Below are 26,018 nucleotides of genomic sequence, written 5' to 3'. Positions count from 1 at the left end.
AGTCCGTTTTCTGGAAGGTGGAGCTATGACCGCACTCATCACACGAGACGAGCTGAAGGCGGCGATGGATGCCGGCAGTGTGACCGTCGTCGACGCCCTGGGTGGCGAGTACTACGCCAAGGAGCACCTGCCCGGTGCGATCGAGCTGGTCCTGGCCGACGTGGAGGCGAAGGCGCCCGACCTCCTCCCTGACCGCGATGCCGCGATCGTCACCTACTGCTCCAACCCGGCGTGCGCCAACAGCGGGCAGGTCGCCGACCGGCTCACCGCTCTCGGCTACACCAACGTCCGCAAGTACCGCGAGGGCATCCAGGACTGGGTGGAGGCGGGCCTCCCCACCGAGTCCGCCTGACGCCAACCAGGGGGAGGGCAGGCCGAGGGGGTCTGCCCTCCCCTTGGTGTGTGCCCCGTTCGTTGTGCCGTGTCCCCGTTTCTCGTGCCGCCGTGCCACCGTGCCGCCGTGCCGTCAGGGAAGTGCCGCAGTCGATCGGGGCGGGACGGCGCGGCGCACTTGCGCGAAGCGCTCCCACGAGTAATAGTTGGTTTGTCAAAACCAACCGAATGGATCGTGGTGTCGGAGATGGGACGCACGTCTGCCGGTTCCGCTGGTGGACCGGACGAACAACGCGAGGCTTCCGGCGAGGTGGCGGCGGCCCTCGCCACGGTGGGGAACTGGATGTTCTCCACCGCGGCACGACGCCGCATCATGGCGGCTTCGGGCCTCGAACTCTCCCTGGGCGACTACACCTTGCTCGCCCAGATCTCCCAGCACGCACCGGTGCGGCTCTCCGTCCTCGCGGACGTCATGGAGGTCGACAAGTCGACGCTCACGCCGCCCGCCAAGCGTCTGGAGGCCCGCGGCTTCATTGTCCGTGAACCGGATCCGGCGGACGCCCGCGCCCATCTCGTCAGTGTCAGCCGGGAGGGCAAGCTCGCCGTCCGCAAGCTCTGGCGGGCGCGGGCCGACATCGTGGCCGAGCTGATGGACGACTGGAGCACCACCGAGATCAGGAATCTGGCCACCCACCTGGCCGCTTTCGCCGAGGCGATCAAGAAAAAGGGGTAGTCCAGCCCCCTCTGTCAGCCCAGCACATCAGCCCCTCACGCGGCGTCTGCGGGCCGGGACCCCCGGGCTCGGCGTCAGTCCCGCACGCCCTCCGGGCCGGCTGCGGCCAAGTACCGTAGCCGGGCAAGCGGTGCTTCGTGCCACCCGGCGCGGCTGTGGCGGTCATCGTGCTCGTGCCCGCGCCGCCCGTCCGGCAGCTGAGCCTTGGTCCCCGAGACCTGATCCGGCCCTTCCCCCCCCCCGTCTTCGAGGTGGGTCGGGGCCCTGCACCCGCCGACGTCCAAGCAGTGGCGTCCGCGACGTCGTCGTGCGCTCGAATCCCGCCACCCTTCCCCCGCAACGCGGGCGACCATCCCCTGGGCGCGGGTGGCCGTTCCGAAAGACCTCCACCCGACCCGTCGCCTCCCCCTTCCATCACCGCAGGCGAGAAAACCCGTCAACGAATACGCGTAGCAAACCGCGTTGACGACCCCCCCCCAAGGAGTGAGGACAAGTGCGTGCCGTTCTGCTGAAAGAATTCGGTCCACCGGACCGGCTGGTCCTGGCCGAGGTGCCGAACCCGCGCCCCGCCCCGGGCGAGGTGGTGATCCGGGTGGCGGTCGTCGGCATCCAGTTCATGGAGACCCAGCTACGCTCGGGCACGATGCGCGGAGCCCTGGGCGATGCGCCGCTGCCCGTCGTCCTCGGCAAGGAGATCGCGGGCGAGGTCGTCGCGGCGGGCGCGGGCGTCGACCCCACGCTCGTCGGCAGCCGGGTGCTCGCCACCACGGCTGGTACGGGCGGCTACGCCGAACTCGCCCCGGCTCCCGTGGAATCGCTCATCCCGGTGCCGTCGGGGCTGGACCTCCGGGACGCTGTCGCGCTCTACCGCTACGGGGCCACCGCCCAGGGACTGGTCGATGCCGGGCGCGTCACCGCGGGGGACCGGGTTCTGGTGCAGGCCGCGGCCGGCGCCGTCGGCACGATCCTCGTCCAACTGCTCAAGCGGACCGGCGCCCATGTGATCGGCGCGGCCCGCGGTGAGCACAAACTCGCCCTCGTCAAGGAACTGGGCGCCGACCAGGTCGTCGACTACGCGACCGCCGATTGGACCGGCCACGTGCGGCAGGTTGCGCGAGGGGCCGTCGAGGTCGTCTACGACCACGTCGGAGGGCAGCTCGGGCGCGAGTCGTTCGCGCTGCTCGCCACCGGTTCCGGTCGCCAGATCGTGTACGGCTTCTCCAGCGGGCAGCCGCTCGATGTGAAACCCATGGAGCTGTTCGGCCGGGGGCTGACTTTGACCGGTTTCAGCGCCGGCCTCATCTGGAACCGGCCCGCGTACGCCCGTGACCTGGTCACCGAGATTCTGGAGCTGGCGGTGGCCGGGGAGATCAAGGCGGTCGTCGGGCAGAGCTTCCCGCTGGAGCAGGCGGCCGAAGCACATGCCGCTGTGGAGTCCCGCGGCACCGTCGGCAAGACCCTGCTCATCCCCTGAACCGCCTTCCGCACCGCACAACCCCCTATGCGCCCGGACCAGAAGCGGTCCGGGACCCACTGAGGAGACCACTACGATGACCACCACACCCGAGACCTTCGTGGTCGGCGCCACCGGCCTGCTGGGCAGCCGGATCGTCACGTCCCTGCTCGACGCGGGCGCCCCTGTGCGGGCCCTGATACGGCCGGGCACCGCGGGGGAGAAGCAGGCCGCGCTCAAGGCGCTCCACTCCCGCGGCCTGGAACTCGTCGAAGGCGATCTCACCGACCCGGCGGAGAAACTCGCCGACGCGATCGGCGGTGCCACGACCGTGGTGTCGGCGGTGCAGGGCGGCCCCGACCTGATCGTGGACGGGCAGCTGAACCTGGTCCGCGCCGCGGAGAAGGCCGGTGCCCACCGTTTCATCCCGTCCGACTTCGCCGTCGACATCACGAAGCTGGAGGACGACGACAACTTCATGATCGGCTGGCGGCGACAGGCCGCGGTCGCGTACGGCGACACCGGTCTGGAGGTGCTCTCCGTGCTCAACGGCGCCTTCTACGAAGTCATGATCGGCTTCATGGGGATCGTCGACTGGAAAGCGGGCACCGTCTCCCACTGGGGCGACCCCGAGCAGCCGCTGGACCTCACCTCGGTCGCCGACACAGCCGCATACACCGCCGCCGTCGCCCTGGACCCGCAGGCCAAGGGGACCCATCGGTTCGCCGGAGAGGTCGTGTCCATGCGCCAGTTCCACCAGGCGCTCCAGCGGGCCACCGGCCGCACCCTCACCCTCAGGACCCTCGGCACCGCTGACGAACTGCGCGCCGAGATCACCCGGCAGGCCGGGCTCACCCAGAACCCGTTCGACTACGTGGGCCTCCAGTACCAGTGGTGCATGGTGACGGGCAAGGCCAAGTTCGACACCCTGGACAACGCCAAGTATCCGCACGTCCGGCCGGTTCCGCTGGAGGACTTCGTCCGGGAGGCCGCCCCCGAGGCGTAACCCGCTACTGCGGCAAGGCGCAACGGCACGGTGTCCGGTGCGGCGGGCACCGTGCCGTTGCGAGCGGATCCGGCCCGGAAGGGAAGACGGGCCGGCGGTGGGCGGTTGGCGCCCTCAAGGTCGGCCCCGCTGGGGGAGGGGCCAGTGTTCATCGCTTCGGGTGCGCCCGCTGGAACCAGAGGGCCGTGGCCGCGCACACCGAGGCCGCGACCGCGAAGGCCCAGGGGCCGTCGGTACCGGCGGTGAGCGGTGCGCCCATGGCCGCGATGCCGAGGCTCGCGCCCGCCTGCCGTACGGCGTTGAGCAGCCCCCCGGCGGCTCCGCCCGCCCCCGGTGGCGCGGCCGTGGTGATGGCGGTGACCAGCGCGGGCAGGGCCAGTGAGATGCCGACACCGGCCAGCAGCAGGCCCAGCGCGGACCAGATATAAGGTGCTGCGGCCCACGCCGCTGCCCCGAGCACACCGGAACCGGCGGCGAGCAGGACGAGCCCGGCGAGCACCGGTGGCCGTGGCCCGGTCTTCGCGACCAGGCGGCCGGTCAGCGGCGGGTTCACGACGAACGGCACCGTCAGCGGGAGGAACGCCAGCCCCGTGGCCGTCGGGGACATCCCCCTGGACTGGAAGAGGAGCGGCAGCACGAAGAGCGTACCGGTGAGGGCGAAGTTGACCGCCGCGCCGGCGGCCAGGCCCGCCCGCACGGCCGGTGTGCCCAGCAGCGCCCGGTTCAGCACGGGAGCGGGGCTGCGCTTCTCCAGACGTACGAAGAGCACACCCGCCGCAACGGCACCTGCCAGCGCCGCTGCCGTATGGGACCACGAGGCCGCGCCCGCGGCGATCAGTCCGTCGGTCGCCAGAGCGAGCGCGGCGCAGGCCGTCAGCTGGGCAGGCCAGTCCAGTCGCCGGTCGCCGCGCTGACAGCGCAGTCTCCGTGTCGCGGTCAGTGCCAGAGCCACCGCGCCGAGCGGGACGTTGACGAGGAAGACGGCCCGCCACCCGGCGACGCCGACCAGGGCGCCGCCCGCCAGCGGCCCGGCGGCGACGGCGGCACCGCTGATCGCGGCCCAGCTCGCGACGGCCCGCGCGTGTTCCCGTCGGTCCGGGTAGAGGCGGCCGATCAGTGCCAGGGACGCGGGCACGCACGCCGCCGCCGAGGCGCCCAGCAGCGCCCGCGCCCCGACCAGTGCCGTCACGTTCGGCGCCAGCGCGCACAGCGCGGACTCCAGCGCGAACAGGGCCACTCCGGCGCGGAAGACGCGGTCGGCGCCCAGCCGGTCGGCGAGGGCGCCTGCCGACAGCAGCAGGGCCGCGAAGACCACGGTGTAGCTGTTGGCCGCCCATTGGAGACCGGTCACCGAGGTGTGCAGGGAGGAGGCGAGGTCCGGTTCGGCGACCGACAGCACGGTGCTGTCCAGCAGCACCATGAAATAGCCTAGCGAGACGCCGAAGAGGACCGGCCCTCTGCGGCGGCGTGACGATACGGCGTCCGGACGCGGCCAGGCGGGTGCCGTCGCGGCCGCTCCGGACGGCAGAGAGGATTTGTCGAGCGTCATGCCGTCACTGTGCGATCGCGCACGGCGAGGCTCCACCGGCACAGCCGTACACTCCGTTCGGGAACACCGAAGGGCGTGCGAAGAGCGCTCCTGCACGAGAAGGACCTGTTGCACGAGAAGGGCCTCTCGCACAAGAGGGACGTCTTGCGTGAGAAGCCGCTCCCATGCGAGCAGCGCTCTCGCGCGGGCGAGGGAGGGGAGGAACACCGGGCATGGAACTGCGGCAACTGCGCACGTTCGAGGCGGTGGTGAAGCACGGAACGGTCACCGAGGCCGCGCACGCCCTCGACCTCGCGCCCTCGTCGGTCTCCGCCCACATCCGGTCCCTGGAGGAGACGGTGGGAGCCGCCCTCTTCTCCCGCACCCCGCACGGGATGCGCACGACGGCGGCGGGCGACCGCATGGTGGAGTGGGCGCGACGGCTGCTGGACCAGGCCGAGCAGGCCGTCAGCGAGGTCGGGGGAGCCGCGCGTCGGCTGCGGCTCGGGGCGCTGGAGACCATCGCCGCCCACTGCGTACCGGCTGTGCTGCGACGGCTCTCCGCACGGCAGTCCGGTCTCAGGGTCGAGACGCGCGTCACCGGCGACCGCGGCGTGCTGCTCGACGAGGTCACCGAGGGCACCCTGACCGCCGCCCTGCTGCTGGACAGCGGCCGGTCACTCGGTGAACTGGGCTTCCCCGTGCCAACCGTGCCGTTGGCGAGCCTCGACGTCGGCACGGTCCCCCTGGACCTGGTGGCCGCACCCTCACACCCGCTGGCCGGCCACCCGCTCGCCCCCGACGACCTCGCGGGGGAGCGGCTGCTGGTCAATGTGGACCAGTGCTCCTTCCGCCTGGTCGCGGAGCAGCTCCTGGGACCGGAGGTGGAGCGGGTGGCGGCAGGGGGAGTGCCGGTGATGCGTGCCTGGGCCGAACAGGGGCTGGGCATCGCCCTGTTGCCCCGGTTCGCCGTCGCGGACCAGCTGGAGCACCGCCGGCTCGTCCGGCTCGGCCTGACCGCCCCCGGTCTCGCCCTGCGCCTGGTATGGGCGAAGGAGCGGGAGGGCGAGCCTGAGGTGCGTGAACTGCTGTACGCGGCGGCCGGTGGGTCCGGTGAGTTCGGAGCCGGTGGGTCCGGGGCCGGTGGGTGAGGCAGGGAGGCCCCCTGTCACGTTGCTGAGACGGCCGGTCGTACTCCCTTGGCCACTGGCGCGGGCGCAGCTGTGCCGACCCGCGCCAGTGCCCCCTGGTCAGTCCCGTTTTCCGGGGCGCAGGACGGCGAACAGCCCCCGGACGCGGGAGCCTTCGGGTGTCTTCCAGGCGCCGGCGACGTGGCCGGTCGCTCCGCGCGGAGCGAGAAGCGGGCCGTCCGCGGCGGGCTCGGGCCGCAGGACCCGGTGCAGCCGGAGAGTCACGCCCTGTGGCGTGGTCAGCATTGTGCTGTCCTGGTCCTCGGTCGCGGTGAACTCCGTGTGGGCGGGGCAGGCACCGGCGAGGGAGGCGGTGACCTCCCGGTCGGGGGTGTCACTGCTGTCCTGGTCCTGGGCCTGGGCCCGCCCGGCGATCAGGGCGAGCAACTGGGCAACCGCCACCGGGTCGTAGCAGGCGTCGTAGATCCAGCGCTGCCCCAGCACACCGTGCTCCATGGTGCCGACGAGGGCGTGCTCCGCCCCCTCCAGCGCAGCACCGCGATAGGTGAGCGGTACCAGGTAGGTGGTCGGATCCGGACCCGAGGCGTCGGTGACGACGATGAACTCGATCCCGACCTCGCCCTCCGGGTCGTCCAGCCGGAAGCCCCCGGCCTTGGCCGGCGCGGGTCCGTCGGCGCTGCCGCGGTACCACGGACGGGACGGCAGCCAGGAGGTGAGCAGTTCCAGCTTGGTCGGTTTGACAACGGTGTGGTGGATGACGGCCATGCCGGGGTCCCCTCTGTCGCGGTGTTGTGCGAGGAACGATAGAGGCAGCGCATCGGGTCGCACCGCAACGCCCTCAGCCCGATGTTCGCGGGTATCCGAAGCTGTGCGGTCGCGGCGTGCGCGGCCGACCGGGCGGGGTCCTTGTGCCCGGTAGGGATCAGCTGTCGGCGGGGCCTGGTGTGCCGGCGCAGGGCGGGGACGTCGGCCTGGCAGGCGCTCTCGGCGAATCACTGGAACATGCGCTCGGCGATGGGTTCGGGCTCCAGGCGGGTGGGGATGCCGGTGCGGCCGGTGTCGGTGCCGGTGGCGCGTTCGGCCCCGCCGACCGCGCCCGTGCGAAGCGATCACCCGCCAGCCGGAAAGGAACGTGCACAAGCCGGTCAACAAGGTGAACAGCGTCCTCTCCGCGGGTCAGCCCTCCGCGCGCCACACAGTGCCCCGGCGTTCGTGCTCCAGGACCATCTCGGCACGCAGCGCGGCCGCGGGGCCGTAGAGGCGCTCGACGAGCCAGAGGGCCAGGTCGAGCCCCGAGGTGACACCGCCGCAGGTGATCAGGTCGCCGTCGTCCACCACGCGCCCGTACGTGAGCTTTCCGCCTTCCCCGGCGAGGTCCTCACGGGCCGCGAAGTGCGTCGTGCACGGCCGGCCACGGGTGATCTTCGCCGCCGACAGGAGCATCGCGCCGGTGCAGATCCCGCCCATGGTCAGTCCGGGCCGCGGGCGTGCGGTGGTGAGCGACACGGGGATACCGCTGGGGGTCGAACTGGCGCTGGAGGACGTTCCCGGGACCGTGGGCACGGTCATGGTGCCCGGCTATCCGACGGTGAACGGCGCCTGCTCGGGGCACCTCCGGCGGTGTACTGAGCGCGATTCCGGACGACCAGCGCGTAGGCGGACAGCCGGCGCGGGGAAGCACCCCGCGTGCTGCACCGGTCCGGCCCAGGGGCGGCTCTCCGACTGCTTTCCCACGGCCGCCGGGAACAGACTCGGGCGAAGAGTGTGTCACCAAGACGCCGAAGCGGTGTGGGTTCGATTCGCGGGAGTGTCCGGAACCCTGTGGTGCGGGTTCAGTCCGCCGGAGCCTCAGGAACCTGTTCGGCCAGCAGCCTCAGGAACGCACGGGCGGCCGGTGAGGTCGTGGCGGTGAGCCACACTGCCCGCACCGTGCGAGGCGGCACCCCGGTGGCCGCCACGGCGGTGACTCCGGTCATGCGGGCGGCGGTGGCGGCCGGGACGAGTCCGATACCGAGGCGGCGGGCGACGAGCTGTTCCAGCAGCGGCATGGAGTCGGCTTCGAAGGAGACGGTCCGGGTGACGCGTGCCGCGGCGAAGGCCGCGTCGGTGTGCCGTCGGATGCCGGAGCCGAGCGGCATGTCGACCATCTCCTCCTCCGCGAGCCGGGACAGCGTCACGTGTGCCGCTCCGGCCAGGGGATGTCCGTGCGGAACGATGGCGACGAGATCGTCGTGCGCGAGGACCCGTCCCGACAGTCCGCGGGGAAGTCCGCCCGGGCCCGTGTCGACGAAGGCGATGTCGCAGGTGTGGTCGTGCACCTGTTGCAGCAGGTCGCGCACCAGCCTGGCGTGGAGCGTGACGCGCACCTGGGGGTGGCGTTCCCGGTAGGTGGCGAGCAGACCGGGAAGGTCCACAGCGAGGAGAGGGCTGAGGGTGCCGACGACCAGCCGGCCTCGTATCTCACTTCCGCTCGCGACCGCCTCACCGCGGGCCCGCTCGGCGGCGGCCAGAGCTTCCCTGGCCGGTCCGAGAAAACCCTCACCGGCGGGGGTGACCCGCACCCGCCGGCTGGTGCGTTCGAAGAGCCGCACCCCCAGTTCCTTTTCGAGCCGGGCGATCTGGTCGCTGAGCGAGGACTGTACGACGAAGCAGCGGTGCGCGGCGCGGGTGAAGCTTCCGGTCTCGGCGACCGCGACGGCATAAGCGAGTTGGCGGAGTTCCATCCATGCATCGTTGTAGCCGATCGCTGTGATGGCAACCATCTGTTGGACCGATCCACAGTGCGTGGGAGAGCATCGACGCGAGCCGTGACCGATCGGCTCGACCGGCGCCGCGCACCCTGCTCCACCTCCCGCCCGCCCTCCTGGAAGGAAACACCACGTGGCTTCCTCCTCGGTCCATCAGCCGCCCGCCCGTCCCGGCCCGGGGAACGCACGCGACGCCATCCGGTACCCGGGGCGCGGCACGGTCCTGCTCATGTCCGTGGCCGTCGGACTGTGCGTGGCCGCCAACTACTACGCACAGCCCCTGCTGGACACCATCGCCCAGGAGCTGCGGCTCTCCTCCTCCGCCGCCGCACTCGTGGTGACGGTCGCCCAGGTCGGCTACGCACTGGGGCTGGTGTTCGTGCTGCCGCTCGGCGACCTGCTGGAGAGGCGCCGTCTGGTGTGCGTACTGACCCTGGCCACCGCCGCCTCCCTGGCGTTGACCGCCGCCGCCCCGAACACCGGCCTGCTGCTGGCCGGTACCGCACTGACCGGGCTGCTGTCGGTGACGGCGCAGGTCCTCGTGCCCTTCGCCGCCGACCTGGCACCCCCCGAGCAGCGCGGCCGGATCGTGGGCACGGTGATGAGCGGGCTGGTACTCGGCATGCTGCTGGCCCGTACCGTCTCCGGAGCCCTGGCCGAGATCGCCGGATGGCGCACGGTCTACTGGGCCGCGGCGCTGGTGATGCTGGCCCTCACGGCGGCACTTGACCGCAGGCTTCCGCGCCACCAGGGAACGGCCGGGCTGCGCTATGCGCAACTGCTGTGCTCCACGGCCCGGTTGCTGAGGATGGAACCGGTGCTGCGGACCCGGGCCGCGATCGGTCTGCTGGCCTTCTCCTGCTTCGGTGTGCTGTGGGCCTCGCTCGCCTTCCTGCTGGCCGGGCCCGGTTACGGCTGGTCGGACAGCGACATCGGACTGCTCGGCCTGGCCGGCGCGGCGGGTGCGGTCGCCGCCCAGCTCGCCGGGCGGCTGGCGGACCGGGGCCGGACGACCCTGACCACGGGCGCCTGCGCGTTCCTGCTGCTGGGCTCATGGGGCCTCCTGCTGCTGGGGGCCCACCACCTGTCCGCACTGATCACCGGGATCGTGCTCCTCGACTTGGCGCACCAAGGAGTGCACATCAGCAATCAGTCGCTGATCTACGCCCTGCGGCCCGAGGTGCGCGGACGCCTCACCTCCGCGTACATGACGTGCTACTTCACCGGAGGGGCGCTCGGCTCCGCCCTGGCCGGGGTGGTGTACTCCCGCGCCGGGTGGGACGGGGTGTGCACACTCGGCGCCGCGCTCGCCATGCTGCTGTGCGTGCTGTGGGCGGCATCGACCCGCTGGATGCGGGAGCGGTGGCGGCGGCAGTCCGACGCGGCAGCGGTCCTCAGCGCCACACTGATGGGCGGAAGCGTGCTGGTGGCCGGCGCCTCGCTGGTCCGCCTGGCCTGACGGAAGAGAGGACTGTACGGGACTCAGTCCGCTGATCCGGGGGCAGTGCGCTGGTTGGCATTGAAGCGCGCCTTCTTCTGGCGATTCCCGCATGTGTTCATGTCACACCACTTGCGGGTGCGGCTTCGGCTGGTGTCGAAGAAGGCGGCTCGGCAGGTCGGTGATGCGCACAAGGCCAGCTTTCCGTCCCGCTCGCCTGCGATGATGCTGATCGCGTCGGCGGCGATCACGCTGAGGGCGTCTTCGACGCACGAAGCCGAGCCGAGCCGCCATCGCCGCTTGCCCTCGGGTGTCAGGAACGCCGCGGCCCGGCCCTGAGTGCTGCAGGCATTGATGACGTGGACAGCGGAGGGCGGGAGGCCCTCCTGGAGCGCGGCCGCTGTCGCGGCGGCGTGGATCGACTCCCTCAGTTCCCGCGCGTGGTCGAGCTGGGCGGTGGTGCAGGAGTCGACGGCGAGGCCGTTCACTGCCAGCCAGTCGATGAGCCGGTGCGGCGTGGGGATGCGCTCCACACGGTTCCCATGACGCTCCGAGAGAGTCCCCGTGAAGCTGGTCGCCAGCACGTTGCCGAGGCGGAAGTCAGGGAACCGAGCACACATGGAACCACCATAGCTGGTTGCAGTGCGACTCGGGGAACTGCTAGAACCGTCATAGCCGGTTCACGATAGATCGTAGCCGGTTCCACGACGGCCAGGAGGTCTCATGCCCCGCCCCACCAGCGACGTGCAAGCCTTTGAAGTCCACGCGACCGACGCCGAACTCGACGACCTGCGAGCGCGACTGGCCGCCGCGCGGCTGCCGGAGGCCGAGACGGTCCATCGCGCCCCGCCCGGCCCCGGCCGCTGGGCCCAGGGCGTTCCTCTCGCGGACCTCGTCGATGTTGTGCGCTACTGGCGCACTGAGTACGACTGGCGGCCGTTCGAGGAGCGCCTCAACCGGATAGGCCAGTTCCGCACGACCATTGCTGACCTGGGGATCCATTTCCTGCATCGCCGGTCCGCGCGCACGGATGCCACGCCTCTGCTGTTGTCGCACGGCTGGCCGGGCAGCATTGCCGAGTTCATCGATGTGGTGGACGAGCTGGCCGATCCCAAAGAGGCGGACGCGCCGGCGTTCCACGTCGTGGTCCCGTCGTTGCCAGGCTTTGGTTACAGCGACAAGCCGGCCACCACCGGTTGGGGAACCGAGAAGATCGCGGCCGCATGGGTGGAACTGATGGGGAGGCTGGGCTACAGCCAGTTCCTGGCCCACGGCGGCGACTGGGGAGGTACCGTCACCACGGTTCTCGGCGGCAGGTTCCCGGCGCATGTCCTCGGCATCCACACAACGTTCGCGGAGGCGCCGCCCGGGTTGACCACGGACGGGCTGACGGCGGCCGAGCGCAGGTGGACCGAGGAAACCCGCGACTTCTGGCGCCACCGCGCGGCCTACGCAAAGCAGCAGGCGACCCGGCCGCAGACCATCGGCTACGCGCTCGTCGACTCACCGGTCGGGCTTCTCGCCTGGATCCTCGACAAGTTCGCCGAGTGGTCGGACACCGAAGACAGTCCGTTCGAGACGATCTCCCGAGACCGCGTTCTTGACGACGTCACCCTGTACTGGCTGACGCGGACCGGCGCATCGGCGGCCCGCATCTACTACGAAAGCCACAACTCGCTGGACCCCGAGCTCCGCGTCGACGTCCCGTCAGCGATCACCATGTACCCCCGCAACATCGAGAAATACCCGCGCCCTTGGGCACAGGAGCGGTACCGGCAGATCGTCCGGTGGAGGTCGCCCGAAGCCGGAGGACACTTCCCGTCGCTGGAGGTTCCCGAGTATTTCGTCAAAGACCTCCAAGAGGGCCTCGCGGCAGTGCTGGCCGCCCATCGGTGAACGCGGCTGAGTACCGGTACTCGGTCACCGTGTGATCCGGCTCACATGGGGGTGTCGAGATCTTTCGGACGACAGTGCGGGACCTTCCAGTCCCGGAAGGCCTCGGCGCCCCCTTCAGACGCGGCGATGTCACTGAATGACATGGTCGAGGACCAGTTACGAAGGAAAGCAGAACGAACCGGATGGGAAGAGGGCCAACGGCACCGCCCAGGAGGGAAAAACCCTACCGGGGCGCCGGCGTGCACGCGGCGGTTCCCGATCCTGTCCAAGTCCAAGCTCACCGGCCGCATCCCGCTGCACACGTCCGCGGACGTGTTTCCCTTCACCGGCTCGGGCGCTGACGGGGCCGGCTTCGGCGCAGGGGGAGGAGCATCGTCGCGGCTGCGAGCGGCGCTCTGCGGACGGTGACGTGGGAGTCCTGGGTGAAGGACATCCCTTGCTCGTTGAGATCCGTCCACTCGAGGACGGCTTCAGCCGCGGGCCACCGGAAGGCCAGGCAGAGACTGGGAGCGGGTGAGAAGCCCTGTACAGCCCCGAGGACGAAGGTGCTCTTCTCCGGCCCTTTGACGATCTTCCACCTGCTCTGCTCACCGAGGCCCACCCGTTCCCCGGCCTCAGGCACCTCGGAATGGTGCAGATAGCTCTCCTGCGCCACGGAGCGCACCAGGTAGAAGCCCTCACCCACATACCGCAACTCCCACTGGTGCCTGTCCTCCTGGCCGAGCCCCACCGGCAACAGGGTGACTTCCCTCGCCGTCGCGCTGAGGTATCGGTTGCCCACGTGGATGCGGTAGGTGCCATCGGCCAGGAGCGGCATGACGTTCCCCTCACGGAATATTGGGCGCGGAGTGATGGGCGCTCACCGGTGCGCTCGCCTCTGCTTCATGACTGTGCTGCAAGACGCGGCCGCTCGGGCCGTATACCACCCCAACGAGTGATGGGGGACACCGATCTTCCAGAAGACCATCGTTTCGTACATCCGGCGGCCGCAGAGGTACGTGCCGATGGGGGCGGAAGGGGTCGTTGATGAAGGTGTGCACCTCTTGGCCGGATGCTCCGGTGTCGATCGATCTGCCACAGTGCTGACTGCGGCTGCGCAAGCTCGCGGAGCTGCTGGAGGAGGGCGCGCGGGACACCCCCGGCAGGACACCCGGCGACTGGTCGTCAGTCCTGGGCGGCGTGCTTCGACGCTGCCCGGGCGAGTGTGTCCGCCACCGTCGTGCACGCGATCCGGGCCACCGAGCGCAGCTCGGCATCCGAAGTGCCGGCCCGGCTCAGTACGGCCAGCGACTGGTTGACGGCGACGACGAATGTCGCGAGTTCGTCGAGCGTCTGGGCGTCGGCCGGGGAGTCCGCCAGCGCCGTGCGTACCCTTTGACGCTGCACATCGAGCAGGCCACGCACCACAGTGCTGCTTTCCTCCCTCAGAGTCGGTGACTGCGCGGCGGACTGTGCGATGAGGCATCCCACGGGGACCGACGGGTCGGCGATGCGTTTCAGGATGACATCGAAGAACGCCTCGACCGCACGTACCGGATCACCGGGGTGCGCGGTCAGAGCCTGCTCGTACTGCACTCCGTAGACGGACACGTAGCGGGCAAGGCACTGGCGGAACAGGGCGTCCTTGGTGCCGAAGGTGCCGTAGAGGGAACCGCGGCCGAGACCGGTGGCGGAGCCGAGGGCATCGAGTGAGGTGTCCCCGTATCCGCGCTGCCAGAACACTCGCATGGCCTGGTCCAGGGCTCCACCCACATCGAACTGCTTCCGGCCGGGCATGGCGTGCACCTCCTGTTTCACGGCTCCGGTGTGAGCCTATCCACATCTTGGACCGGTCGGTCACCTCATCTTTGACTGATCAGTCCAAGATGGATAGCGTCATGGGTGCCGGCCCCCGGGTTGAGGGGCCGGCACCCTACGCGAAAGGCCGCACGATGACCCACGACATCGCCCCAGACGGCCGCACAGAACTCGTTCCGCCCGTAGCCGGGCGCCGGGCGCGCGCGGGATTCTGGCTCGTGGCAGCGGTGTACGCCCTGGTCATGCTGGGTGGGACGCTGCCGATTCCGCTGTATGTGTTCTGGGCGCCGCAAATGGGCTTCGGGCCCTTCACCACGACACTGGTCTTCGGCGTCTACGCCTTGGGGACCGTGTTCGCACTGATGGTCTTCGCGTCACTCTCCGACCAGGTGGGCCGCCGCCCTCTGCTGGCTGCCGCTGTCCTGGCCGCGGCCGCGAGCACAGTGCTGTTCCTCGTCGCTCACGACGTCGGGACCCTGCTGGTGGCACGGTTCCTGTGCGGCCTCAGCACAGGTGTCTTCACCGCCACCGCGACCGCTGCTCTGGGCGAGCTCGCCGGAGCCGAGCACACCCGGCGAGCGTCAACCGTCGCCGCGGTGGCGAACATGGGCGGACTGGGGCTGGGCACCGTTCTGGCCGGACTCTTCGCACAGTACGGGGCGGATCCCACGCATCTGGTGTTCTGGGTCTATCTCGCCGGTCTGGCCCCGTCGCTCCTGGCCGTCCTTGTCACCCCGGAGACCGTCTCGTCCCGGCAGCGCCCTGTGCTGTCGGTGCGCCGCCCGGCCATCCCCGACCAGCGGTCGGCTCGGGCCGAGTTCCTGCGGGCCGCCACGGCCGTCCTCGCCGCCTTCGCCGTCAGCGGTCTGTTCTCGTCCTTGGTTCCTTCCTTTCTTCGTGAACAGCTGCACGTCCACAACGTCGCGGCTGTCGGCGCACAGGTCGGACTGCTGTTCCTGGTCGCCCTGACCGCCCAAGTGGCCGCTCCGCAACGGTGGACCTCCGGGCGCTGGCCGGCACCGGCGTTCCTCATAGCGGGCGTCGTGGTCTTCGAGACCGGCCTGTTGATACGGTCACTGCCCACGTTCGCCGCCGGAACCCTGCTGGCGGGCGCCGGTATCGGCCTGGCTTTCCGCCGCGGCATCGGGATCACTCAGCGGCTCGCCGACCCGCGACGCAGAGCGGACCTGCTCTCCACGTACTTCCTGTCCGTCTACACCGGCACCGTCGTGCCCACGCTGGCGCTCGGACTCCTCGACCAGGCCATCAACCAGGATGTCGCGACGCTGATCCTCGCCGTCGCCGTCGTGGCGGCAACTCTCGCCTGCGCACTGATGCGTCCCACCCGTGCCCTCACTTGAGTGGCCGCCACCTCGGCACCGGCGACCTGCGCCTGCCCACCGTGACCGGCGGCGAAGGGCCTCCACCCGTACCGCTGGCCGGTTGGCCCCAGACGTGGAGCGGCCGGCGTCTCCTGATCCTCGCGCCGGCCCAGGACTTCGGGAGCGATACGCGTGCTCACGCTGCCGTTTGGCCGAGTGCGCTCGTCGAGGACGGCGGCTTCTTTGGCCGAAGCGCTTGACCGGCGTGGTGGGTGGGTCGTGGTGCTGGGCATGCCGTAGCCCTACCTCTTGGTTGAGCGGGTTCGAAAGCAGAGCGGTTGCACTATTGGACCGGTGTGCTCTTCTGGGGTGGTGGCCGTGAGGCACCGCCCAGCATCCCGATGTCACCGAGCTCGTCGGCCAGGGCGGCGCCGCCGCGGCCGACGGCGACCGCGGCCTGTTCGCCCAACGCGACAGCGGCGGCCACATCCGCGCCTCCATCATCCAGCGCGTCCCGGCCGGTTGGATCACCGCCGGCGGCCTCACCCTCCAGGACACCAGCGGTATCCGCGCCCACCTCCTGGAGTGCTACCGCGACTGGTCACCCCGCCTGCGCCGGCTGATCGACGACAACGACGGCCCCTATGTCGACCGCCCGATCTTCGCCCTGCCCGTCCCGCACATCTGGGAGCACAACCCGACGGTGACCCTGCTCGGCGACGCCGCCCATCTCATGCCCCCGCTCGGCGTCGGCGTCAACGTCGCCATGCCGGACGTCTGCGAACTCGCCCTCGCCATAGCGCACCACAACACCACCGGCCAAGCCATCCACGCCTACGAGGAGATCATGCTTCCCCGCTCCACGGAGATGGCCCAGCTCCTCGACGGCGCCGTCGACGGCCTGCTGTCCACCGAGCTGCCCGACTTCGCCTCCGCCGACAGCCACTGACCACTTCCCCCGGTGTCGGTCGAAGTGGTCAGCCCCCCCCGTGTCGCAGCAGGTAGCGCTTGCAAGGGGTGGAGCCGTGTGCCAGGAGGTCGACGAAGTGTCCTCCTGGCGGGGAGACGGCGCTGTTGGCGACGTCGAGGGCGGGGTACTCCTCCGCCCCTGATGCGGGCGGTGGCGCGGGCTCGGCGGGTCGAGGTCTCGCACATACTTCTCATGGTGAGACTTGCGGTTATCCGTGACACCTTCTATGTTCACGGATAACCCACTCTCTTTCCGTGAGGTCTTCCATGGCTGGCACCAGCACGACCACCCCGCAGATCCCCATCCGCGTCTTCGGCGGCCCGACCGCCCTGTTCGAGTACGGTGGCCTGCGCTTTCTGACCGACCCGACGTTCGACGCGCCCCGCGAATACCACGTGCCGGGCGGGCAGTTGACCAAGACGGCGCCTCCCGCCGCCGCGCCGGCCGAGCTGGGCCGGATCGACGTGGTCCTGCTCTCCCATGACGAGCATCCCGACAACCTCGACGACTCCGGCAGGGCCCTGCTGGCCGACGTTCCGCTGACTCTGACCACACCAGGGGGAGGGCAGCGCCTGGGTGCTGGGGCCAGGGGGCTGGCCGACTGGGAGTCGGTCGAACTGGACCGCCCCGGCAGCGGCACCATTACGGTCACCGCCGCGCCCGCCGTTCACGGACCGGGCACCCGCGAGGACGTGGAACCGATCACCGGAGAGGTCGTCGGATTCGTCCTCACCGGTGAGGGCCTGCCCACGGTCTACGTCAGCGGCGACAACGCCTCGCTCGACCTGGTCGGGGAGACAGCCGAACGGTTCGGTCCGGTGGACACCGCCATCCTTTTCGCCGGGGCTCCCCGCTTCTCTGTTCTCTTCGACGGCGCGCTGATCGTCCTCGACAGCGCGCAGGCCGCGGAAGCCGCCCGCATCCTCGGCGCCCGCCGGGTGGTTCCCGTCCACTACGACAGCTGGGCGCACTTCACCGAGGGCCGTCCCGAACTGGTCGCCGCGTTCACCGACGCCGGACTGCTCGACCGCCTGGACTTCTGCGACCAGGGCTGACCGCTCGGTCGGCACACACGGCAGCGACCGATGCCTCCGCAGGGCCGCCGCACCCGTGACCGCCCGATCCGGGCCTCGGGCTTGCCCCGCCCACGGTTCTGGTCGCCACCGCACTGGACGGTGTGATCGGCGATGTCAGTCGTCCGCGCAGGCGGCCCGCCATCAGGCCGAGTTCTCGGACGGACGTGTCGAGGCCGCCCTGCAGGGGCGGGAAGCCGCTGGTGACGATCAGTGAGCGCGGGCGGGAGGTGTTCGTCATGCGAGGGTCTTCTCCGCGAAGGGTGCGACGGGGGTGACAGGAGTGCGTCCGTGCTGCGGTCCGCGGAATGCCAGCGCCCCGAGTACCAGCGGATAGATCAGATAGCCGAAACGGGTCGCGGGCATCAGGGCCGTGGCCAGGCCCAGACCGAGCGCGAGCCGGGCGGCAGCTGTCCGTGTCCTCCCCGGTGGCCGCACTACCAGCGACACCGCGATCAGCAGGGCGCTCACCGCGAGGAGTGCGAGCGCGATGACCCTGCCGCCGGGCACATACGCCGCGAGCAGATGGCCGGGCAGCGGGCTGGCCGCCGGTGAGGTGATGTCGGTGAGACCCAGCGGGAAGGCGATGACATTGCGGTAGAAGCCGACGGGATCAGCGAGGGCGAAGGGCAACACCGCCGCCGTCGCGGTGGACAGGGCCACGGCCGCGTACCGCAGCGCGGGCCGACCGCCCCGGCGGACGGCGATCAGTGCCAGGGCCACGGGCAGCGCGGGCCACGCCGTCCACTTGAGCGCGGCCGCGGCGCCGAGCACCAGCCCCGCCCGGCCAGACCGTCCCCGCCCGGCGAGCACGATCCCCAGGCACATCAGACCGACCAGCGGGAGGTCGATCCCGCCCACCGCGAGAGGCAGCGCGACCAGGGGGCAGGCGAACAGCCGGGCACGGCCCAGACCGGCCGCAGCGAGGGCCGCCACGAAGACGCCGCCCATCCACCAGCGCGCATCCCCGGGCAGCACACCGAAGAGCGCCATCCCCGGCAGGTAAGGGTTGAAGTCCGCGACGGCTGCGGGGTCGGTGGCGTACGGGCTGCCGGTCGTGAGCAGCGACTGCCCCGACCGCTCGACGACCGTGAGCTCCAGTTGCCCGAGCCCGGCCGCCACCAGCGAGACGAGCGGCACCACGACAGCACCCGCCACCGACACCAGCCGCGCGACGGGGCGTGAGCGTGCGCCGCATGCCAGGACCGCCGCGGCGGCGTAACCCGTCGCCGCCACCGCCCCCCACACGCGGTGCGGCCCCAGGTCCGAGACCAGGGCGAGTCCCAGCGCGACGACCGCGCACCCGGCCCACGCATACCGCTCCTCACCTGGGCGCCGGATGTGCCGCACGTACCGTTCGAAACGCTCCCTCATGTCAAACGACGGTAGGAAACCGCAGGTCAGCAGGCGTCAATCGAGACTCCGCACTGGGGAGTCAACCCGTGGCATGACATCTGGCCCCAGGCTCAACCCGTGCGGCGACGCGCACACCCGTCTCGTCACGGACCATGGATGCTATGCGTACGCCCCTTCAGCAGCGGTTCCGTGCCTGGATCGCCTCACCCGCCTACCCCTGGGTCACCGGCGGTGCCCTGACCGTCGGCGCCGTGGCCGAGCTGATCGCCTATCCCGGGTCCCTGACCACCACCCTCGGGGTTCTCGTCTCCTCCGCCTCGCTGATGTGGCGGCGGTCCTTCCCGCCCGTAGCCGTGGTGACGGTCGCGGCCGGACTGCTGGGGTTCGCCGGGGACGTCAGCCTGTACATCTCGATCATGGTGAGCGGGCCGGTCGGCTTCTACATCCTGGGCCGCTACCGGGTGCGCCATCCCGCCGTGATCGTCGTGGGCGGGGCGCTGGGGGCCGTCTGCGTGAACCTGGTGCACATCCGTACCTGGTCACGGATGAACCTGCCGGTGCCGCCACTGTGGCAGAAGGGTTCCCTCAGTCTCTTCGCCGAGTCCTTCCTGCTGACCGTGGTCATCTTCGGAGCCGTGATGATGGGGGACGCGGTACGCTCCCGCGACCAGAGCCGTCGTGAGCGCGACCAGGCCCAGGCTCAGTTGATCGCGTTGGAACGGCAGCAGGCCGCAGAGGCCGAGCGGGCCGCCATCGCCCGAGAACTGCACGACATCGTTTCCCACGCGGTGTCGATGATCGCCGTCCAGGCCGAAAGCGCCACGTACGCCACTCCCGGACTCACGCCCGAGGCCCGCGACGGTTTCCAGCAGATCGCCGGCACCGCCCGCTCCTCGATGGCCGAACTGCGTCGTCTCCTCGGTGTCTTGCGCACCCCGCAGGCCCAGAGGGAGACGGCACTCAACGCCCCTCAGCCGACCCTCGACCATCTCTCCGAACTCGTCGAGCAGCACCGGGCGGTGGGCGGCGAGGCCGAGTTGAAAGTCACCGGGGAACGGGTGTCGCTGCCCGCCACATGGGAGCTGTCCGCCTACCGCATCGCCCAGGAGGCACTGACCAATGCGCGCAAGCACGCGCCTGGCGCACGTACGGTGGTGGAGATCGACTACGGTGCCGACCAGATGCTCACGCTGCGCGTCCACGACGACGGCCCCGGTCCGGGACCCCGTCCCGCGTCCGGTGCGGGCCACGGTCTGACCGGGATGCGTGAGCGGGCGGCCCTGGTCGGTGGCCGGCTCAGCGTGGGCGCGGGCCCGGGCGGAGGCTTCCTGGTGGAGGCGCGGCTTCCCTGGGGATCCGGGGGATCGGCATGGAGAAGGGAACGAGTGTGATCAGGGCATTGGTCGCCGACGACCAGGCGGTCGTGCGCACCGGCTTTGTCAACCTCCTCAACACGCAGGAGGACATCGAGGTCGTAGGCGAGGCCGAGGACGGTGCACAGGCCGTGCGCGTCGCCGCCGAGGCCCGGCCCGATCTCGCACTCCTCGACATCCGGATGCCGCACAAGAACGGTATCGAGGCAGCCCGCGAGATTCTGGCCGCCTCGGACGGCGCGACAAAAGTCCTCATGCTGACGACCTTCGGGCTCGACGAGTACGTGTATGACGCGCTCGCGGCCGGCGCGGGCGGCTTTCTGCTCAAGGACGCCACCTTTCCCGAACTGCTGCACGCGGTGCGGGTGGTGGCGGCCGGGAACGCGCTGCTGTCGCCCGAGATCACCAAGCGGGTGATCGGCGAGTTCGTGCACGCACGGGCGTCACGGCTGCCGGTGCACTCCGCGGGGGAACTCACGGCACGTGAGGCCGAGGTGCTCACCCTGATCGCTCGGGGGCTGTCCAACGCGGAGATCGCGGGCCGGCTCACGATCACGGACCACACCGTGAAGACGCATATCAACCGGCTGTTCGCGAAGCTGGAGCTGCGGGACCGGGCACAGGCCGTGATCGCTGCCTATGAGTTGGGCCTGGTGCGGGCGGGACGCGGAGCCGGCTGAGAGAGTTGCCGGGGGAGGGCCGGCGAACCATCGGCACTTCGGTCGGCACTCCAAGCACGGTCAGCGTGTGTGTGAGAACCGGAGTCACCGTGGCCGCCCCGGCACGCGATACGGACCGGCGTGCTGCGGCGCCCTGGAGAGCAGCCGCGACGTGCGGCGGGATGCCACCGAGATGACCAAGGTGAAACCTCTCACGTACTTCCCGAACAAGCACGTCCCGGCCAACGGCCGAGGCCGCGACTACGGCACCACGACGTTTGCCGGTCACCGGTTGCACCCCAAAGACCTCCGACCCCGTGTATGACCGGGACGACATGGCGGTGATCGCCGGTCACGTGCACTGCGGCGCTGCGCGTCTCCGGCCGCGCCTGGTTCGGTTATTCCGAACCCCCGAGCGGGGGCTGACCTCAGTGACCCGCGGGCAGGCGTGTCGTGGAATGGAGCGCGCGGAAATCATCCGTCACCTTCACCACCGAAGGAGCATCATGCGCTTCGTTCGTTCCTTGTCCGCCTGTCTGCTCGCCGCAGCGGCAGCAGGTGCCCCGGCTGTGCCCGCAGCCGCGGCCGACGACTCCCCGACCGGCGTCCAGCGGGACCTGGACCGCCTGGTCCGCAGCGGCGCCGTCGGTGCGCAGGTGAGGGTGACCGGGAAAGACGGCACCTGGCTGGGCAGAGCAGGCAAGGCAACAGCCGGGGGAGAGGCACCGGTACCGCTCGGCGGGCGGTTCCGGATCGGCAGCGCCACCAAGATGTTCACCGCGGTGACGCTGCTCCAGCTCGTCGGCGAGGGCCGGGTAGCACTGGACGCGCCCGTAGCCCGCTATCTGCCGCCGGGTCTCCTGCCGCAGGGCGACCGGATCACCGTTCGGATGGTGCTCCAGCACACCGCCGGGCTGCACGACATCGCCCGGGACCTGCCTCAGGGCAAGGAGTTCGTCCGCAGGCGCTTCCGTCACCACGACACCGAGGAGCAGGTGAGGAAGGCCGCCGCGAAACCTGTCGACTTCCCGCCCGGCACCGGCTACCGCTACTCGAACACCAACTACCTCGTCGCCGGGCTGATCATCGCCCACGTGACGGGGCGGCCGTACGCCGACGAGGTACGGGACCGGATCATCCGCCCGCTGGGCATGCGGCACACCTTCGTCCCCGGTGACAGGGCGCGTATCAGAGGTCCGCACGCACACGGCTACATGGCACGGACGGACATCAGCACGCTGAACCCGTCCTTCGCCGGCCCGGCAGGCGAGATCGTCTCCACGCCCGGAGATCTGGACCGACTTCTCAAGGCGCTGACGCGTGGAAAGCTCCTGCGCCCCGCCGAGTGGCGCCAGATGAACCGCACCATAACCACCGGTGCCCCGGGCGCACGCTACGGACTCGGGCTCAAGGTGCAGAAGCTCAGCTGCGGCCGTACGGCGATCGGGCACACCGGCGGCATCCCCGGTTACGCGACGCTCGCCTTCACCACCCGGGAGGGCGGGCGAAGCGTGGTGCTCTCCGCCAACCTGGCCGACTGGCCCGCTGACGAACGCATCGGCGAGCCCATCGACGACGTGCTGGACGACGCACTGTGCGAGTGACCTCCGGTGCCCGGCACCGGACCCGGAGAGCCCGCGGAGCCGGCCGGCCGGCTCCGGACTCACATCTGGAGAGCTGTTTGAGGGCCAGGCGCGCACCCTTGCGTTGGTCCGCGCACATCTGACGGGCTGCTCGAAGGGCTGCCACCGTTTCGGGAGGTTTTTCCGGGAGGCGGACGCGGTGGTCGTCGAGGTGGGGGGCGCTGCTCGCCGCGGCGCTCCACGAGGCGCAGTGCGGCCGCGGTCTTGAACAGGGTCCTTTGGACACCAAACGCCGCGCACGGCCGGGCACTTCGTCGGCGGGACGGAGCTGTCAGCCGCCGGCGACCGCACCGGTGGGGCCGACGATCCCCCAGGCGGTTGCCAGTTCCGAGGGGTGCAGGTTCTGGCCGTTGCCGTAGAGCTCACAGAACTTCATGATCAGGGGGTCCCACCGGTCGGCGTCGATGTGGCGGTGGTTGTCCGGCACCAACAGGGCCTCCTCGACGTGCACCCGGATCACGCGCGTCTCGACAGCCACCACGCCGGAGCCCTCCTCCCCGAAGGGATGGACGCGCTCGACGACGGCCTCCAGCTGGACGGGGCACTGCGCCACCCTTGGCGGGCTCACCTTCTCCGAGGCCGTCTCGGACAGCTCCGCGGCTCGGAACTTGTCACGCTCGTACCGGTAACCCTTCTGCTGAAGAGCCGGAAGCCTCTCCGGGTGGGCCAGCGCCCATTCGCGCAGGGCCTTGCCCCAGGCCATCAGCCTGCCGCCCGGGTCGGTGTCGGGCACCGCGTCGCCGGCAGCCTCCACCGCCTCCGCGAGCGAAGTGGCGATTCCGCTGATCAGCGCGGTGATCAGGGCATCCCTGGTGGGGAAGTAGCTGTAGATGGCGCGAGCTGTCATCCCCATCTCGCGGGCGATGCCGCGCCGCCCGAGGGCTTCTCCCTCCCGGCTCAGGCTCCTGACAGCAGTCGTTGATCATGTGGCTTTCGCCTCGGGCATGATCTGACGGCGGGGCCTGGCCGCATGGAACGAGACCGGTATGCGGGACGAACGACGCCTGCCGCTGGCGAAGAAGTCGCGGTCGGTGAGTGCGCCACGGTCGGCCGGGAAGCCGGACCGGTCACGGGCGGTGATCGACCGCTCCCGCGTGCGGGCAGCTCGGCACCGCGCCAAGCGGCCCCGGCCGGGTGACCGTCCACGGAGGGCGCGGCGAGACCACGCCATCGCCGACGCGCAGAGCATCCCGCTCGGCGGTGTCGCTCACCGGCGGAAATCACGGCTATGTCACACAGTTTCTGTCGCCGCTGGACAAGGTCCCGGCCGTGGCCGGTGGCACCGGCTGCTCCAGACGCGGGCCAGACACACTCCCCGTTGTCCGCGGCTACGACCTCGGCCCGCACCACCGCCCGGTGCAGGAGCGCGGGATCCCACGGTCACCGCCGAACGAGGCCAGGTGCACAGCAGCGCTCCGGGATCTCCCGCGGCAGGTCGAGCGCACGATCACCTGGCTGTACGGCTGCCGCCGACTGCGGACCCACCAGGGGGCTGCGACGACATCCGCGAAGCCCTCCTCCGGCACGCCACCCGCCTCGACCCCACCGTCACGCCCAGCACCGCTGCGGGGGCCGGGTCCGAGAACGGTGGCGACATTCTTGGGCGGCCACGCGGCAACCCCAGGTCGCGGACATCGGTCACTCTGAGCCGGTTTTCCCCGGCCGGCACCACGACCCGGTGCGTCCGCTTGATCGCGGGGAGCCACCACGAACGGTTTCTTCTGCATGCGGAGGTTCGGCGTGAGCAGCGTGTCTGTCCGAATGGGGGGCCGAGTCCGGCAGGCTTGATAGTTAGCGCTGCAACAGTTAGCCTGTTAACCATGAAGGAGCGGAAGCGGGAGAGCACGTTGGAGTTGATGCGGTGGGTCGTGTGGGCGCAGCGACGCACCGCCGATGACTGGATCCGGGAACGCGGCCTCACCCACGAGCAGAGCGCCGTACTGGCGTACCTGTCGAAGAACCCGGATGCCATCCAGCGTGACGTCGCGCGGGCCACCCGCACCAGTGCGCCGAGCGTCTCGCGGCTCCTGGCCGGGCTCGAACGGCGTGGACTCGTGGAACGCGAGACGCAGGAGGGCGACACGCGCAGCCGCCGGGTGCGCGTCACCCCAGCGGGCTCCGAGCTGATCCAGGGCTTCGAAGAGGCCATGGATCGTGTCGAGGAGTCGATCCTCGCGCCGCTGGGCGCCGCGGGGCAGGCGCGGCTGCGTGACCTCCTGGAGCAGATCGCATCCCGGATCGAGCCACCCGGTTCCGCCTGACCCGGCCCTGCCGCTCAGCGTGCTGGCCTGGCCCTCCGGGGGCAGGGCGGCACCAACATCCACCAGCAGTAAGGAACATATACATGACTCAGATCACCATTATCGGTGCCGGCCTTGCGGGGCTGACACTGGCGCGAACCCTGGCGGTTCACGGAATCCCGTCCACGGTGTACGAAGCGGAAGCATCCGCGCAGGCCCGAGGCCAAGGCGGCATGCTCGATATCCACGACTACAACGGGCAGCACGGGATCCGTGCCGCCGGCCTGATGGACGACTTCCGGTCCCTCATCCTCGAGGGCCGCCAGGCGTCCCGCGACGTGGCACCCGACGGCACCATCCTGGCGGACCAGCCGGACGATCCCGCCGGAGGCCGTCCGGAGGTGCAGCGTGGCGAGCTCCGACAGTTGCTGCTGGACTCCCTCCCCGCCGGCAGCGTCGTCTGGGGCCACAAGACTCAGAAGGTCCGGACCCTCGACGACGGTCGTCACGAAGTGACCTTCGCCAACGGATCCACAATCGTCACCGACGTCCTCATCGGTGCCGACGGCGCCTGGTCGAAGGTCCGGCCGCTGCTCTCTGATGCCACGCCCAGCTACGCCGGACGCTCGATGGTCGAGACGTACCTGTACGAGAGCAACACCCGGCACCCTGCCACCCTGGCGCTGGTCGGTGGCGGGTCGATGACCGCCTTCGACGAAACCACCGGCATCGGCCTCGGCGTGCAGCGCGAGCGCGCGGACACCCTGCACTCTTACGCCATGTTCGACCAGCCGCTCGACTGGTTCGACGGCATCGACTTCAACGACGGCCCTGCGGCCGCCCGCACGATCGCGGCGATGTTCGAGGGGTGGGCGCCGGAACTCGTCGCGCTGGTCGCGGACACCGACATCCCGCCCATTTTCCGCCCCTTGTACGGGCTGCCCATCGGACACCGCTGGGAGCATGTACCCGGTGTCACGCTCATCGGGGACGCCGCCCACCTGGCACCGCCGGACGGCGAAGGAGCGAACTGGGCCCTCTTCGACGCCGGCCAACTCGGCAACGCCATCGCCGAACACCCCGAGGACATCGACGCCGCCATCCGCGCCTACGAAGCCGCGCTCTTCCCGCGCAACCTCGACACCGCCACCGCGGCCGCGGCCTTCTACCCCGGCTTCGAGCCGGGCTGACCACAGCAACGAGATGAGTATGGGGCCTCCGGCCGTCCTCGGTCATGGGCGGCCTGGACAGCGAACACCGACGGGCCGTCGACGGTAGCCCCGCCCTCTGTTGTCCGCCG

Annotated in this window: 23 protein-coding genes and 1 pseudogene; 15 read left to right on the top strand and 9 right to left on the bottom strand. The window is 70.5% G+C overall.

From position 1 onward, the window contains the following. The first annotated feature begins 25 nt into the window (after positions 1–25). From FM076_RS00660 to FM076_RS00645, 4 genes are all read left to right on the top strand, one after another. Complete coding sequence (locus FM076_RS00660) at positions 26–352, top strand: rhodanese-like domain-containing protein (protein WP_173868005.1); 327 nt, start codon at positions 26–28, stop codon at positions 350–352. Positions 353–580: 228 nt separating this feature from the next. Further along, positions 581–1,066 carry a MarR family winged helix-turn-helix transcriptional regulator gene (locus tag FM076_RS00655; RefSeq protein WP_173868004.1) on the top strand — a complete coding sequence of 162 codons (486 nt, stop codon included), beginning with the start codon at positions 581–583 and terminating at the stop codon, positions 1,064–1,066. 493 nt (positions 1,067–1,559) lie between these two features. Continuing rightward, entirely contained in the window at positions 1,560–2,540 is a 981-nt protein-coding gene (locus tag FM076_RS00650) for a zinc-binding dehydrogenase (RefSeq protein WP_173868003.1), read from the top strand. A gap of 76 nt (positions 2,541–2,616) precedes the next feature. Next, positions 2,617–3,525, top strand: coding sequence for an NmrA family NAD(P)-binding protein (locus tag FM076_RS00645; protein WP_173868002.1), 909 nt, complete (start codon positions 2,617–2,619; stop codon positions 3,523–3,525). 148 nt (positions 3,526–3,673) lie between these two features. Here the strand turns inward: FM076_RS00645 and FM076_RS00640 are convergent, their stop codons facing one another. Continuing rightward, on the bottom strand, positions 3,674–5,074 hold the full coding sequence (locus FM076_RS00640; RefSeq protein ID WP_243274249.1) for an MFS transporter: 1,401 nt from the start codon (positions 5,072–5,074) through the stop codon (positions 3,674–3,676). Between the two features lie 212 nt (positions 5,075–5,286). On the opposite strand from FM076_RS00640, the gene FM076_RS00635 reads away from it, so the two are divergent. Further along, on the top strand, positions 5,287–6,204 hold the full coding sequence (locus tag FM076_RS00635; protein WP_173868001.1) for a LysR family transcriptional regulator: 918 nt from the start codon (positions 5,287–5,289) through the stop codon (positions 6,202–6,204). 99 nt (positions 6,205–6,303) lie between these two features. Here FM076_RS00635 and FM076_RS00630 read toward each other — a convergent pair whose 3' ends face one another. The 3 genes from FM076_RS00630 to FM076_RS00620 form a co-directional block, all read right to left on the bottom strand. Further along, positions 6,304–6,969: a maltokinase N-terminal cap-like domain-containing protein gene (locus FM076_RS00630; RefSeq protein ID WP_173868000.1), complete on the bottom strand. Its 666-nt coding sequence runs from the start codon at positions 6,967–6,969 to the stop codon at positions 6,304–6,306. A gap of 411 nt (positions 6,970–7,380) precedes the next feature. Then, the gene (locus FM076_RS00625) at positions 7,381–7,773 is read right to left on the bottom strand and encodes a DJ-1/PfpI family protein (protein WP_428814619.1); all 393 of its coding nucleotides are present in this window, start codon (positions 7,771–7,773) and stop codon (positions 7,381–7,383) included. Between the two features lie 263 nt (positions 7,774–8,036). Further along, complete coding sequence (locus tag FM076_RS00620; protein ID WP_243274246.1) at positions 8,037–8,966, bottom strand: LysR family transcriptional regulator; 930 nt, start codon at positions 8,964–8,966, stop codon at positions 8,037–8,039. A 118-nt stretch (positions 8,967–9,084) separates the two neighbouring features. Here FM076_RS00620 and FM076_RS00615 point away from each other — a divergent pair, with 118 nt between their 5' ends. Next, positions 9,085–10,410, top strand: a complete 1,326-nt coding sequence (locus FM076_RS00615) for an MFS transporter (RefSeq protein ID WP_345944829.1) — start codon at positions 9,085–9,087, stop codon at positions 10,408–10,410. Positions 10,411–10,433: 23 nt separating this feature from the next. Here the strand turns inward: FM076_RS00615 and FM076_RS00610 are convergent, their stop codons facing one another. Further along, positions 10,434–11,009, bottom strand: a complete 576-nt coding sequence (locus tag FM076_RS00610) for a CGNR zinc finger domain-containing protein (protein ID WP_173867999.1) — start codon at positions 11,007–11,009, stop codon at positions 10,434–10,436. Positions 11,010–11,112: 103 nt separating this feature from the next. Between FM076_RS00610 and FM076_RS00605 the strand changes: the two genes are divergently transcribed. Beyond that, complete coding sequence (locus tag FM076_RS00605; protein WP_173867998.1) at positions 11,113–12,285, top strand: epoxide hydrolase family protein; 1,173 nt, start codon at positions 11,113–11,115, stop codon at positions 12,283–12,285. A 322-nt stretch (positions 12,286–12,607) separates the two neighbouring features. On the opposite strand, the gene FM076_RS00600 is transcribed toward FM076_RS00605, so the two are convergent. Beyond that, positions 12,608–13,102: a hypothetical protein gene (locus FM076_RS00600; protein WP_173867997.1), complete on the bottom strand. Its 495-nt coding sequence runs from the start codon at positions 13,100–13,102 to the stop codon at positions 12,608–12,610. Positions 13,103–13,449: 347 nt separating this feature from the next. Then, positions 13,450–14,061 carry a TetR/AcrR family transcriptional regulator gene (locus FM076_RS00595; protein ID WP_173874418.1) on the bottom strand — a complete coding sequence of 204 codons (612 nt, stop codon included), beginning with the start codon at positions 14,059–14,061 and terminating at the stop codon, positions 13,450–13,452. Between the two features lie 239 nt (positions 14,062–14,300). Between FM076_RS00595 and FM076_RS00590 the strand changes: the two genes are divergently transcribed. The 3 genes and pseudogenes from FM076_RS00590 (at position 14,301) to FM076_RS00580 (ending at position 17,429) form a co-directional block, all read left to right on the top strand. Beyond that, positions 14,301–15,443: an MFS transporter gene (locus FM076_RS00590; RefSeq protein ID WP_345944828.1), complete on the top strand. Its 1,143-nt coding sequence runs from the start codon at positions 14,301–14,303 to the stop codon at positions 15,441–15,443. 352 nt (positions 15,444–15,795) lie between these two features. Then, a pseudogene (locus FM076_RS00585) lies at positions 15,796–16,353 on the top strand (FAD-dependent oxidoreductase); the annotation flags it as partial. Between the two features lie 287 nt (positions 16,354–16,640). Continuing rightward, positions 16,641–17,429: an MBL fold metallo-hydrolase gene (locus FM076_RS00580; protein WP_173867995.1), complete on the top strand. Its 789-nt coding sequence runs from the start codon at positions 16,641–16,643 to the stop codon at positions 17,427–17,429. Between the two features lie 255 nt (positions 17,430–17,684). Here FM076_RS00580 and FM076_RS00575 read toward each other — a convergent pair whose 3' ends face one another. After that, a complete protein-coding gene (locus tag FM076_RS00575; RefSeq protein WP_173867994.1) occupies positions 17,685–18,821 on the bottom strand; it encodes a glycosyltransferase 87 family protein in 1,137 nt (378 codons plus the stop codon). Between the two features lie 143 nt (positions 18,822–18,964). On the opposite strand from FM076_RS00575, the gene FM076_RS00570 reads away from it, so the two are divergent. The 3 genes from FM076_RS00570 (at position 18,965) to FM076_RS00560 (ending at position 22,439) form a co-directional block, all read left to right on the top strand. Next, complete coding sequence (locus FM076_RS00570; RefSeq protein ID WP_173867993.1) at positions 18,965–20,194, top strand: sensor histidine kinase; 1,230 nt, start codon at positions 18,965–18,967, stop codon at positions 20,192–20,194. Next, entirely contained in the window at positions 20,173–20,856 is a 684-nt protein-coding gene (locus FM076_RS00565; protein ID WP_173867992.1) for a response regulator, read from the top strand. Before FM076_RS00570 ends, FM076_RS00565 begins: the two co-directional genes overlap by 22 nt. Positions 20,857–21,341: 485 nt before the next feature. Next, positions 21,342–22,439, top strand: a complete 1,098-nt coding sequence (locus FM076_RS00560) for a serine hydrolase domain-containing protein (RefSeq protein WP_173867991.1) — start codon at positions 21,342–21,344, stop codon at positions 22,437–22,439. A 310-nt stretch (positions 22,440–22,749) separates the two neighbouring features. Here FM076_RS00560 and FM076_RS33225 read toward each other — a convergent pair whose 3' ends face one another. Next, positions 22,750–23,331 (bottom strand): hypothetical protein, encoded by a 582-nt coding sequence (locus FM076_RS33225; protein ID WP_243274245.1) that lies wholly within the window; start codon positions 23,329–23,331, stop codon positions 22,750–22,752. 967 nt (positions 23,332–24,298) lie between these two features. Between FM076_RS33225 and FM076_RS00545 the strand changes: the two genes are divergently transcribed. Both FM076_RS00545 and FM076_RS00540 read left to right on the top strand, forming a co-directional pair. After that, on the top strand, positions 24,299–24,739 hold the full coding sequence (locus FM076_RS00545) for a MarR family winged helix-turn-helix transcriptional regulator (RefSeq protein ID WP_173867989.1): 441 nt from the start codon (positions 24,299–24,301) through the stop codon (positions 24,737–24,739). An 83-nt stretch (positions 24,740–24,822) separates the two neighbouring features. Further along, the gene (locus FM076_RS00540; protein ID WP_173867988.1) at positions 24,823–25,908 is read left to right on the top strand and encodes an FAD-dependent oxidoreductase; all 1,086 of its coding nucleotides are present in this window, start codon (positions 24,823–24,825) and stop codon (positions 25,906–25,908) included. Positions 25,909–26,018 lie beyond the last annotated feature (110 nt).

Source organism: Streptomyces albus subsp. chlorinus, assembly GCF_013302895.1.
Lineage (GTDB): Bacteria > Actinomycetota > Actinomycetes > Streptomycetales > Streptomycetaceae > Streptomyces > Streptomyces chlorinus.
Note: the sequence above shows the minus strand (reverse complement) of the source record. Positions and strands in the feature narration are given on the sequence as shown.